This window comes from Cytobacillus massiliigabonensis, from assembly GCF_900199725.1.
Lineage (GTDB): Bacteria > Bacillota > Bacilli > Bacillales > Cytobacillaceae > Cytobacillus > Cytobacillus massiliigabonensis.
In genome coordinates, this window is sequence record NZ_LT904904.1 from 1,515,776 (window position 1) to 1,527,907 (window position 12,132).

Consider the following 12,132-nt stretch of genomic DNA (forward strand, 5'->3'; position numbering starts at 1 on the left):
AGTGCATGTTCGATTAAATGTAAAAGAATAGCTTTTTTGAAGTTAGACGGATGTCTAGCTCCAGGTGCTTCTAGATGAACCTGGTGCTTTTCTTAGTAGGAGTGAAAGAAAACCAATGAACAGAGAAGAGAGATTAAAGAGACAAGCAAAAATACGGAATTTTTCCATCATTGCTCATATTGATCATGGGAAATCAACTTTAGCTGACCGTATTCTTGAAAAAACGAATGCATTGACTTCACGTGAAATGAAGGATCAGCTATTAGATTCAATGGATTTAGAGAGAGAACGCGGAATTACGATTAAATTAAATTCCGTTCAATTAAAATATAAAGCAAAAGATGGAGAAACTTATATTTTCCATTTGATTGATACACCTGGACATGTCGACTTTACTTATGAGGTTTCCCGCAGTTTAGCAGCCTGCGAAGGGGCAATCTTGGTTGTTGACGCTGCACAAGGAATTGAAGCACAGACGCTTGCTAATGTTTATTTAGCGCTTGATAATGATTTGGAAATTCTCCCCATAATTAATAAAATAGATCTTCCAAGTGCGGATCCGGAACGAGTAAGAAATGAAATTGAAGAAGTAATCGGACTTGATGCTTCTGAAGCGGTTCTTGCTTCTGCGAAAGCAGGTATAGGAATCGAAGAAATATTAGAACAAGTGGTAGAAAAAGTGCCTGCTCCAACAGGTGATCCTGACGCGCCATTAAAAGCGCTCATATTTGATTCCCTCTTTGATGCCTATCGAGGAGTAGTTGCTTATATCCGTGTAGTTGAAGGAACAGTTAAAGCCGGAGACAAAATAAGAATGATGGCTACAGGGAAAGAATTTGAAGTTGTTGAAGTTGGAGTATTTTCTCCAAAGGCACAGGTACAAGATGAATTAACCGTTGGGGATGTAGGTTTCCTAACTGCTTCCATCAAAAATGTTGGCGATACCCGTGTAGGTGATACCATTACGAACGCGAAAAATGGTGCAACAGAAGCGCTGCCTGGTTATCGTAAATTAAATCCAATGGTATACTGCGGACTTTATCCAATTGACAGTGCAAAGTTTAATGATTTGCGTGAAGCGCTTGAAAAGCTGGAGTTAAACGATTCGGCTTTGCAATTTGAACCAGAAACATCACAGGCATTGGGCTTTGGTTTCCGCTGCGGATTCCTCGGATTGCTTCATATGGAAATTATTCAAGAGCGGATTGAACGTGAATTTAAAATTGATTTAATCACGACAGCGCCAAGTGTAATTTATGATGTCATTATGACAGATGGGTCACAGGTGAAAGTAGATAATCCTTCAAATATGCCTGACCCGCAAAAGATTGACCGCGTGGAAGAGCCATATGTAAAAGCAACTATGATGGCGCCGAATGACTATGTTGGTGCGATAATGGAACTTTGTCAGGCTAAGCGCGGAATATTTATTGACATGCAATATATGGATGAAACACGTGTAAATATTATTTATGAAATTCCGCTATCTGAAATTGTATATGATTTCTTTGATCAGCTGAAATCAAATACAAAAGGATACGCTTCTTTCGACTATGAATTAATTGGCTACAAGCCATCCAAGCTTGTTAAAATGGATATTCTGTTAAATGCGGAAAAGGTTGATGCTCTTAGCTTTATCGTTCATAAAGACTTTGCTTATGAGCGCGGAAAAGTGATTGTTGATAAGCTTAAGGATCTGATTCCTCGTCAGCAATTTGAGGTTCCCATTCAAGCAGCGATTGGTCAGAAAATTGTTGCCCGTTCAACCATTAAAGCGATGCGCAAAAACGTTCTAGCTAAATGTTACGGCGGTGACATTTCCCGGAAAAGAAAGCTTTTAGAAAAGCAAAAAGAAGGGAAAAAACGGATGAAGCAAGTTGGATCTGTTGAAGTTCCGCAAGAAGCATTCATGGCAGTCCTAAAAATGGACGACAGCGGTACAAAGAAGTAAAGATCTTTGCATTGTAAAGGGAGGTTGGTTATGCTTTTTTAATAAAGCAAAACAGCCTCTTTTTTATTTGGAAAATATATTGTCGGTTACATTGTTTGAGCAAGCCTTTATGTACGAAGTAATAACCAGCGCAGTGAAAAGAAGGTGACCGGCATTTACATTTTGACAACGACTGCACTCTTGATTCTACAAGTTATTCTATTAAAGGTTGTGAAAAAATGATCAAAGCAGCATACATTCATATTCCATTTTGTGAGCATATTTGCCACTATTGTGATTTTAATAAAGTATTTCTAAAAGGACAGCCTGTCGATGAATATCTTGATTCATTATCAATAGAAATCGAGATGACGCTAAATGAAACTCCAACAGAACATTTGGAAACAATCTTTATCGGTGGAGGCACGCCAACGGCATTGAATGAACTTCAGCTCGAAAAGCTTTGCCATATCATTAAGACCCATCTTCCATATAGCGATGAAACAGAATTCACTTTTGAGGCAAACCCTGGGGATCTTTCCGAGGAAAAACTGCGGATTTTATATCAGGCAGGAGTGAATAGAATTAGCTTTGGCGTTCAGACTTTTAATGAAGAGCTATTAAAGCGGATTGGAAGAGTTCATCGTGCCAAAGATGTTTTCCAATCGATAGATTTAGCAAAAAAAACAGGTTTTGAAAATATAAGCGTTGACCTTATTTATAGTTTGCCTGGTCAAACTCTAGAAGATTTTAAAGACACTTTAAAGACGTCTTTTAGTCTAGATATCCAGCACTACTCTGGCTATTCCTTAATTATTGAACCAAAGACTGTTTTTTATAATTTAATGCGTAAAGGTCAGCTTCCATCGCCTGGCGAGGATATTGAAGCAGAAATGTATGAAGTGTTAATGGAAGAAATGGGCAAGCATGGGTTCGATCAATACGAAATCAGTAATTTCTCAAAACCTGGTTACGAAAGCAAGCATAATTTAACGTATTGGAATAATGAGTGGTACTACGGATTTGGTGCTGGTGCACATAGCTATGTCGCTGGCAGCCGAATTTCAAATCATGGTCCATTAAAAAAATATATGGATGCAGTAAATGAATCCAAGTTGCCTATTCTCGAAAAACACCCGGTAACAAAAGTGGAGCAGATGGAAGAGGAGATGTTCCTTGGACTGCGGAAAACAGCAGGGGTTTCCATTTCTCATTTTAAAAAGAAATTTGCTGAAAACCCTCTATCATTATTTGAAAAAGAATTAAAAACCCTTACCTCGAGAGATTTGATTCAGGTGACTGATGAGCAAATTTGCTTAACGAAAAACGGACGCTTCTTAGGAAACGAGGTTTTTCAATCATTTTTAAAATAATCAGCTGAATTGATTCGACAAAATACTTCAACAGCTTACAAAAGGAGCTTTATATGAAGATGGCACAATAAATGCGAAAATCTAGGTAAATGAATTGACACAGACCCTGTCATTTGATAATTTATTATTAGAATTAGCACTCGCTATTAAAGAGTGCTAACAGAGGTGATAACCGTGTTGACCGATAGGCAATTATTGATACTTCAGGTTATTATTGATGACTTTATTCAATCTGCACAGCCGGTTGGATCTAGAAGCTTGTCGAAAAAAGAAGAGATTTCTTTCAGTTCTGCGACGATACGCAATGAAATGTCTGATTTAGAAGAGCTTGGCTTTATCGAAAAGACACACACATCTTCTGGAAGAATTCCATCTGACAAGGGATATCGATACTATGTAGACCATTTGCTGTCACCGCAAAAGCTTGATCAGCAAGATGTTTATAAAGTGAAATCGATCTTTGCAGAGAGGATTTACGAGCTGGAGAAAATCGTCCAAAATTCAGCAAGAATCCTTTCAGAAATAACGAATTACACAGCCATTGCGTTAGGACCTGCTGTTAGGGATAATAAATTAAAAAAAATACAAATCGTCCCTATTAATAAACAGACGGCAGTAGCGATTATTGTGACTGACTCAGGTCATGTTCAGAATCGGATGTTCCAATTGCCAGAAACAATGGATTTAGGCGAGCTTGAGAAATTAGCAAATATTTTAAATGACCGTTTAGCAGGCTCCTCCATTGAAAGTTTAACTGATAAAATTTATAAAGAAGTTGCCTTGCTGTTAAGGCAGCATATAAATAATTATGATTTCATTCTGCATTCTATTGCTGATACACTGCTTATCCCGTCTCATGAGAAACTTTTTTTTGGCGGGAAAACCAATATGTTAAGTCAGCCAGAATTTCATGATTTCGATAAGATTAAAAGCCTTATGACAATGATTGAACAAGAAGACAGTATATATGAACTCATTCGCAAAAATCAGTCTGGCATTAATATAAAAATTGGTCGTGAGAATAACAATACGGCAATGGAAAATTGCAGTTTAATCACTGCGACCTACTCAATTGGAACAGAACAGCTCGGATCCATTTCTATATTGGGACCTACAAGAATGGAATATTCAAGGGTAATCAGTTTGCTTGACTATATAAGCCGTGATTTAACAGCTGTTCTGACAAAGCTGTATCTAGGCAATTAACCACTGAAATAGCAGCAATGGGTGGGAATTGTTTTTCCATCCTTTGCTTGCGTTTTTTGGCGGCTGAAAAATAGCATGATAATTAACCTGTAAATACTTTAGGGGAGGTGAACAAGTTGGCAGAGGAAAAAAATATCTTAAATGAAGAGGAAACAGTAGAAACAGAAGCGGTTGAAACGAATGAAGATACTGCTGCTGAAGCTGTTGAAACAGAAACTGTTTCACCTGAAGTCAATGAAGAAATTTCAATTGAGAATCAGTTGAAGGAAGCGCAAGAAAAAACGGCAGAATTGGAAGCAAAGCTAGAAGAGGCTGAGAATCGTTATTATCGTCTTCAGGCTGATTTTGAAAATAGCAGACGCCGTGCACGTTTGGATCTTGAAGCGTCTGAAAAATATAGAGCACAAAGTTTAATCACTAATCTATTGCCAGCAATAGACAATTTTGAGAGAGCTCTTCAAATGGAAGCTGATGGGGAACAGGCTAAATCTATTTTGCAAGGAATGGAAATGGTTTACCGCAGTTTACTTGAAGCTTTAAAAAATGAAGGTGCTGAACCAATTGAAGCTGTTGGGAAAGAATTTGATCCGCATGTCCACCAAGCGGTTATGCAAGTGGAAGAAGAAGGCTTCGATTCTAATCATGTTGTAGAAGAGTTTCAAAAAGGATATATCCTTAAGGACAGAGTCATTCGTCCAAGCATGGTAAAAGTAAATCAGTAATTACATATTCGCAGGAGGTAACTAATATGAGCAAAATCATTGGTATTGATTTAGGTACAACAAACTCATGTGTCTCTGTTTTAGAAGGCGGAGAAGCAAAAGTAATTCCTAACCCAGAAGGCAATCGCACAACTCCTTCAGTTGTAGCGTTTAAAAATGGCGAGCGTCAAGTTGGGGAAGTTGCTAAACGTCAATCAATTACAAACCCAAATACAATTATGTCTGTTAAACGTCACATGGGAACAGACTACAAGGTAGAAGTTGAAGGAAAAGAGTATTCACCACAAGAAGTTTCTGCCATCATTCTTCAATACTTAAAATCATACGCTGAAGAATATTTAGGCGAAAAAGTGGAAAAAGCAGTTATTACTGTCCCAGCTTACTTCAATGATGCTGAACGTCAGGCAACAAAAGATGCAGGTAAAATTGCAGGACTTGAAGTAGAACGTATCATTAATGAACCAACTGCTGCTGCATTGGCATATGGTATGGATAAAACAGATGAAGACCAAACGATTCTAGTTTATGACCTAGGCGGCGGAACTTTTGACGTTTCCATTCTTGAATTAGGGGATGGTGTGTTTGAAGTTAAATCTACTGCAGGTGATAATCGTCTTGGTGGAGATGACTTTGACCAAGTAATCATTGATTACTTAGTTGAACAATTTAAAAAAGAAAACGGCATCGATCTTTCAAAGGACAAAATGGCTGTACAAAGATTGAAAGATGCTGCTGAAAAGGCGAAAAAGGATCTTTCTGGAGTGACAACTACTCAAATTTCCTTGCCATTTATTACAGCTGGGGAAGCTGGACCTTTACACCTTGAAGTATCTTTATCAAGAGCAAAATTTGATGAGCTATCTTCCCATCTTGTAGAGCGTACAATGGGACCAACTCGTCAGGCTTTAAGCGATGCTGGCTTATCTGCATCTGAAATTGATCGAGTGATTCTTGTTGGTGGATCTACTCGTATTCCGGCTGTACAGGAAGCGATCAAAAAGGCAACAGGAAAAGAGCCTCATAAAGGGGTTAACCCTGATGAAGTAGTTGCAATGGGTGCGGCTATTCAAGGCGGGGTTATCACTGGCGATGTGAAAGATGTTGTTCTTCTGGACGTAACACCACTATCACTTGGGATTGAAACAATGGGTGGGGTTTTCACGAAACTAATCGATCGTAATACAACCATTCCAACATCAAAATCACAAGTTTTCTCAACTGCTGCAGATAACCAATCAGCTGTTGATATTCATGTACTGCAAGGCGAACGTCCAATGGCTGCAGACAACAAGACTTTAGGTCGCTTCCAGCTTGGTGATATTCCTCCAGCACCACGCGGTATTCCGCAAATTGAGGTTTCTTTTGATATCGATAAAAACGGAATTGTAAATGTTCGTGCAAAAGATCTTGGAACAAACAAGGAGCAAACTATTACAATCAAATCTTCAACTGGTTTATCTGATGAAGAAATTGATAAAATGGTAAGAGAAGCAGAAGAAAATGCGGAAGCTGATAAGAAGCGTAAGGAAGAAGTTGAGCTTCGCAATGAAGCAGATCAGCTTGTATTCACGACTGAAAAGACATTAAAGGATCTTGAAGGAAAAGTTGACGAAGCAGAGGTTGCGAAAGCAAACGAAGCGAAAGATGCTTTAAAAGCTGCGATTGAAAAGAACGATTTAGAAGAAATCAAAGCGAAGAAAGATGCTTTACAAGAAATTGTTCAAGCATTGACAATGAAGCTATATGAACAAGCTGCACAGCAGGCTCAGGCTGCACAAGGAGCAGAAGGCCAAGCAGGAAAAAGCAATGACGACAATGTAGTTGACGCAGAATTTGAAGAGGTTAACGACGATAAATAAGTAATAAAGTTTTTTAGGATGCTGTCCAGCTACAGCGCCTAGGGGCTCTTTGGTCTAAGCCAATCCGGCAAGAAGGTTAAAGTACAACCTTCTCGCCGGCTTGTCTTATGCTTGTCGCCCTTGGGCACTAAGGAAAACTTCTAAGAGTTTTCCTCGCAGGAACAAGCCGCTTTTGCTTGTTCCGAAGGCGCTTCCGCTTTTCTAAGTCAAAGTCAGGGTATCTTGGCTTTGACTTTTCTCATTTATCAACGCATTGCTAGAGATTTTTCTACTATGCTCTTATGTAGAAGACAGACGACATACTTCTTTTGTTGCACAATCAAGTTAGACAGTGATAAAATAATTTTTATGTGAAATGATTCGGGGAGTGTAAATCTCATGGACAAAAGGGATTACTATGAAGTCCTTGGTGTCAGCAAAAGCGCATCCAAGGATGAAATTAAAAAAGCTTATCGGAAGCTATCCAAAAAGTATCATCCGGATATTAATAAAGAACCGGATGCAGACGTAAAATTCAAAGAAGTAAAAGAAGCCTATGAAGTACTAAGTGATGATCAGAAAAAGGCACATTACGATCAATTTGGTCATACAGATCCGAACCAAGGCTTTGGCGGAGGCGGATTTGAAGGCTTCGGCGGATTTGAAGATATTTTCAGTTCGTTTTTTGGCGGAGGCGGTTCTAGACGTCGTGACCCTAATGCACCGCGGCAAGGGGCTGACCTGCAATATACAATGACCCTTTCTTTTGAGGATGCTGTGTTTGGGAAAGAGACAGAAATTGAGATTCCTCGTGAAGAAACATGTGAAACATGTAACGGATCAGGAGCAAAGGAAGGCACTAAACCGGAAACATGTGGACACTGTCATGGCTCAGGTCAGCTAAATGTAGAACAAAACACACCATTTGGCAAAATTGTCAATCGCCGCGTGTGTCATCACTGTAATGGAACAGGGAAACAAATTAAACATAAGTGCTCGACATGTGGCGGGGCGGGCAAAGTGAAAAAACGCAAAAAGATTCAGGTCAAAATTCCAGCTGGAATTGACGATGGCCAGCAGCTGCGGGTGTCTGGACAAGGTGAACCAGGTGTAAATGGCGGACCATCAGGGGATTTATATGTTGTGTTCCATGTTCGTTCGCATGAATTTTTTGAGCGTGATGGCGATGATGTTTACTGCGAAATGCCAATAACATTTGTTCAAGCTGCTTTAGGGGATGAGGTGGAAGTCCCTACTCTTTACGGCAAGGTGAAGCTAAAGGTGCCAGCAGGAACTCAAACAGGTACTAAGTTCCGTTTAAAGGACAAAGGAATTCAAAATGTAAGAGGCTATGGCAAGGGAGATCAGCATATTGTTGTCCGTGTCATTACGCCTACGAAGCTGACAGAAAAACAAAAGCAGCTGCTTCATGATTTTGCGGAGGTTAGCGGCCAGGTTCCGCAGGGGGAGCATGAAGAAAGTTTCTTTGCAAAGGTGAAACGAGCATTTAAGGGTGAATAAAGGGAAATGGAGTTGGTAGTAGTGAAATGGTCAGAAATCAGTATTCATACAACAAATGAGGCAGTGGAGCCGATTTCGAATATTTTACATGAGGCCGGAGCAAGCGGTGTTGTGATAGAGGATCCATTCGAGCTTATTAAAGAGAGAAGAGACCAGTTCGGCGAAATCTACCAGCTTAATCCAGATGACTATCCTGAAGAAGGGGTAATCGTGAAAGCCTATTTGCCTGAAAATAGTTTTCTTGCTGAAAATGTGGATGAAATAAAAGAAGCGATTAATAATCTCGTTTTATATAATATTGATATTGGGAAAAATGATGTTAGCATCAGTGAAGTTAACGAAGAAGAGTGGGCAACAGCGTGGAAGAAATATTACCATCCTGTGAAAATTTCAGAACGATTTACCATTGTTCCAACCTGGGAGGAATATACACCAGTATCAAGTGATGAGCTGATTATTGAACTTGATCCTGGCATGGCGTTTGGAACCGGAACACATCCAACAACAGTCATGTGTATCCAAGCATTAGAGAGAACGGCTTCTCCAGGTGATAAGGTAATCGATGTTGGTACAGGTTCAGGTGTATTAAGTATTGCAGCAGCGATGCTTGGTGCTGATAAAGTAACTGCGCTTGATCTTGATGAAGTGGCTGTAAACTCAGCAAGGCTTAATATCGAATTGAATAAAGTGCATCATAATGTAGATGTAAAGCAAAATAATTTGCTCGATGGAGTAGAGCCAGGAGCTGATATTGTCGTAGCCAATATTTTGGCCGAGGTCATTCTCCGGTTTACTGGTGATGTCTCTACAGTTGTTAAACAAGGCGGTTATTTCATTGCTTCTGGAATTATTCAACCGAAAAAACAAGAAGTAAAGGATTCAATGATTGAAGCTGGTTTTGAAATTGTTGAAACGCTGCAAATGGAAGACTGGGTGGCAATCATCGGAAGAAGAAAGTAATATAGAAAAAGGGGGACTTGAAATTGTCCTCCTTTTTATGCGTTATTTTTAAAGTGCGTATTCACATGAAGGAAGGTGTCACTATGCAGCGTTATTTTGTCGATCAAATTGCTGATAATAACCGTTTTACCATTTTAGGTGATGATTATCATCATATTGTTCGAGTGATGAGGATGAAGGAAGGGGATCAGATTATTTGTGTCACCCCCTCAAATAAAAGCGCTGTCTGTTCAATTGCAGAAATTACCGATGAACATGTAATCACAGAAGTTGTACAATGGGTAAGTGGGACATCAGAACTCCCTATCGAAGTATCAATTGTGAGCGGACTGCCTAAAGGGGATAAGCTCGAATGGATTATCCAAAAAGGGACAGAGCTTGGCGCTTATCAGTTTATCCCTTTTATTTCAGCGCGCTCAGTAGTAAAATGGGATGAGAAAAAGGCAGAAAAAAAGTTGGATCGCTGGCAAAAAATTGCGAAAGAAGCAGCCGAACAATCTCATCGAACAAAGCTACCTGTGGTGAAAAGTCCTTTAGATTTAAAATCCTTAATAAATATCGGTGAGGACTTTGACTATAAATTAATTGCTTTTGAGGAAGAGGCGAAGCAAGGGGAGGCTTCGGTCCTTTCCAAAACGTTGGCTGAGATGAAAAAAGGACAAACATTACTCTTTGTTTTCGGACCTGAAGGTGGACTAACAGAGCAAGAAGTTTTTAGATTAAGAGAAAATGGGTTTCGTTCATGCGGATTAGGTCCAAGAATTTTAAGGACAGAAACAGCTCCACTATATGTGCTTTCAGCTGTTTCCTATCATTTTGAATTAATGGAGTGAATATAGATTATGGCTACAGTTGCATTTCATACATTAGGTTGTAAAGTAAACCATTACGAGACAGAAGCGATTTGGCAGCTTTTTAAAGAAGAAGGCTATGAACGGGTTGATTTCGAATCGATGTCAGATGTTTATATCATCAATACTTGTACTGTAACAAATACGGGGGATAAAAAAAGCCGTCAGGTGATTCGCAGAGCCATTAGAAAAAATCCTGATGCTGTTATTTGTGTAACAGGATGCTATGCTCAAACCTCGCCAGCAGAAATTATGGCTATCCCTGGAGTGGATATAGTAGTTGGAACGCAAGACCGGGTGAAGATGCTTGATTATATTAAACAATATAAAGAAGAACGTCAGCCAATTAACGGTGTTGGAAATATTATGAAAAACCGTGTTTATGAAGAGCTTGATGTTCCGGCATTTACTGACCGTACACGTGCATCTCTAAAAATTCAGGAGGGATGCAACAATTTCTGTACATTCTGTATTATTCCATGGGCGCGCGGGCTAATGAGATCTAGAGATCCGAAAGAGGTTATCCGTCAAGCCCAGCAGTTAGTTGATGCAGGGTATAAAGAAATCGTTCTAACAGGTATTCATACTGGCGGATACGGAGAAGACATGAAGGATTATAATCTTGCTATGCTGCTTCGTGATATGGAAGCACAAGTAAAGGGATTAAAGCGAATTCGTATTTCTTCGATTGAGGCAAGTCAAATTACAGATGAAGTGATTGAAGTAATAAAAGAATCAAACTTAATTGTTAGACATCTTCATATCCCTATTCAATCAGGTTCTAATACGGTATTAAAAAGAATGCGCCGTAAATACACAATGGAATTTTTTGGCGAACGTTTGGAGAGATTAAAGGAAGTGCTCCCAGGCTTGGCTGTAACCTCTGACGTGATTGTCGGTTTCCCAGGGGAAACAGAAGAGGAATTTATGGAAACATACAATTTTATTAAAGAGCATAAATTCTCCGAGCTGCATGTTTTCCCATATTCTAAACGCACAGGTACACCAGCAGCAAGAATGGAAGACCAAGTGGATGAGGATGTAAAAAATGAACGAGTTCATCGTCTCATTTCTTTATCTGATCAGCTTGCGAAGGAATACGCTTCTCAATTTGAAGGGGAAGTACTAGAAGTTATTCCTGAGGAAGAATTTAAAGATGAACCGAACACAGGTCTATATATAGGCTATACAGATAATTATCTAAAAGTTGTCTTCCCAGCTACGGAGGAAATGGTAGGTCAAATTGTTAAAGTAAAAATTACAAAAGCGGGCTACCCATACAACGAAGGAGAATTTGTACGTGTACTAGACCAGCTGGAAGAACAGGAAGAAGCAGCTGTTTAAATTGATGGCGGCTCTATTTTAAAAGTTGTTTTTGAATCATTTGTAGATGAACACTGTTTACGAAAAGCTTTGTTGATTGGAGCGGAGGGATGCGAGACTCCTGCGGGAAGTGTGGGACAGCTGAGACCCCGCAGACGCTTTAGCGTCGAGGAGGCACAGCGCCCACCCCGCGGAAAGCGAGTATCCTGGAGCGGAAATCAACTTCTGCTAACTATGTCCTAATTGGTAAAAAAGGAATTACCTCATAAAGGTAGTTCCTTTTGTCTATTTTCATGGGAATAGTAAATTTGGAAAAGCTATCAGTGTAAAGATAAAAATACGAGATTCAACTCGATATTTTTATGCAGGCATGATATGATGTGAGAGGTACGGACAACTCGTTTATTT

The 12,132-nt window shown here is 39.5% G+C and carries 9 protein-coding genes; all 9 read left to right on the forward strand.

What is annotated here, in order from left to right; all coding sequences use genetic code 11:
• Nucleotides 1-115: 115 nt before the first annotated feature.
• The 9 genes from lepA to mtaB all read left to right on the forward strand — a co-directional run bounded on the left by lepA (nucleotide 116) and on the right by mtaB (nucleotide 11,745).
• Nucleotides 116-1,951 (forward strand): translation elongation factor 4, encoded by a 1,836-nt coding sequence (lepA, locus tag C1726_RS18545; protein WP_102274506.1) that lies wholly within the window; start codon nucleotides 116-118, stop codon nucleotides 1,949-1,951.
• Nucleotides 1,952-2,169: 218 nt separating this feature from the next.
• Nucleotides 2,170-3,303, forward strand: coding sequence for a radical SAM family heme chaperone HemW (hemW, locus tag C1726_RS18550; RefSeq protein ID WP_102274507.1), 1,134 nt, complete (start codon nucleotides 2,170-2,172; stop codon nucleotides 3,301-3,303).
• Between the two features lie 174 nt (nucleotides 3,304-3,477).
• Nucleotides 3,478-4,509 carry a heat-inducible transcriptional repressor HrcA gene (gene hrcA / locus C1726_RS18555; RefSeq protein ID WP_102274508.1) on the forward strand — a complete coding sequence of 344 codons (1,032 nt, stop codon included), beginning with the start codon at nucleotides 3,478-3,480 and terminating at the stop codon, nucleotides 4,507-4,509.
• A gap of 116 nt (nucleotides 4,510-4,625) precedes the next feature.
• Nucleotides 4,626-5,231, forward strand: a complete 606-nt coding sequence (gene grpE / locus C1726_RS18560) for a nucleotide exchange factor GrpE (protein WP_102274509.1) — start codon at nucleotides 4,626-4,628, stop codon at nucleotides 5,229-5,231.
• A gap of 26 nt (nucleotides 5,232-5,257) precedes the next feature.
• Nucleotides 5,258-7,090, forward strand: a complete 1,833-nt coding sequence (dnaK, locus tag C1726_RS18565) for a molecular chaperone DnaK (protein WP_102274510.1) — start codon at nucleotides 5,258-5,260, stop codon at nucleotides 7,088-7,090.
• 378 nt (nucleotides 7,091-7,468) lie between these two features.
• Entirely contained in the window at nucleotides 7,469-8,590 is a 1,122-nt protein-coding gene (gene dnaJ, locus C1726_RS18570; protein ID WP_102274511.1) for a molecular chaperone DnaJ, read from the forward strand.
• Between the two features lie 21 nt (nucleotides 8,591-8,611).
• Complete coding sequence (prmA, locus tag C1726_RS18575) at nucleotides 8,612-9,550, forward strand: 50S ribosomal protein L11 methyltransferase (RefSeq protein WP_102274512.1); 939 nt, start codon at nucleotides 8,612-8,614, stop codon at nucleotides 9,548-9,550.
• A gap of 83 nt (nucleotides 9,551-9,633) precedes the next feature.
• Nucleotides 9,634-10,383, forward strand: a complete 750-nt coding sequence (locus C1726_RS18580; RefSeq protein WP_102275853.1) for a 16S rRNA (uracil(1498)-N(3))-methyltransferase — start codon at nucleotides 9,634-9,636, stop codon at nucleotides 10,381-10,383.
• Nucleotides 10,384-10,392: 9 nt separating this feature from the next.
• Nucleotides 10,393-11,745 carry a tRNA (N(6)-L-threonylcarbamoyladenosine(37)-C(2))-methylthiotransferase MtaB gene (gene mtaB / locus C1726_RS18585; protein ID WP_102274513.1) on the forward strand — a complete coding sequence of 451 codons (1,353 nt, stop codon included), beginning with the start codon at nucleotides 10,393-10,395 and terminating at the stop codon, nucleotides 11,743-11,745.
• Nucleotides 11,746-12,132 lie beyond the last annotated feature (387 nt).

Excerpts from the sequence above, each read along its gene's own strand:
- lepA (WP_102274506.1), top strand. The coding sequence starts at position 116 with ATGAACAGAGAAGAGAGATTAAAGAGACAAGCAAAAATACGGAATTTT.
- hemW (WP_102274507.1), top strand. The coding sequence starts at position 2,170 with ATGATCAAAGCAGCATACATTCATATTCCATTTTGTGAGCATATTTGC.
- dnaK (WP_102274510.1), top strand. The coding sequence starts at position 5,258 with ATGAGCAAAATCATTGGTATTGATTTAGGTACAACAAACTCATGTGTC.
- dnaJ (WP_102274511.1), top strand. The coding sequence starts at position 7,469 with ATGGACAAAAGGGATTACTATGAAGTCCTTGGTGTCAGCAAAAGCGCA.
- C1726_RS18580 (WP_102275853.1), top strand. The coding sequence starts at position 9,634 with ATGCAGCGTTATTTTGTCGATCAAATTGCTGATAATAACCGTTTTACC.
- mtaB (WP_102274513.1), top strand. The coding sequence starts at position 10,393 with ATGGCTACAGTTGCATTTCATACATTAGGTTGTAAAGTAAACCATTAC.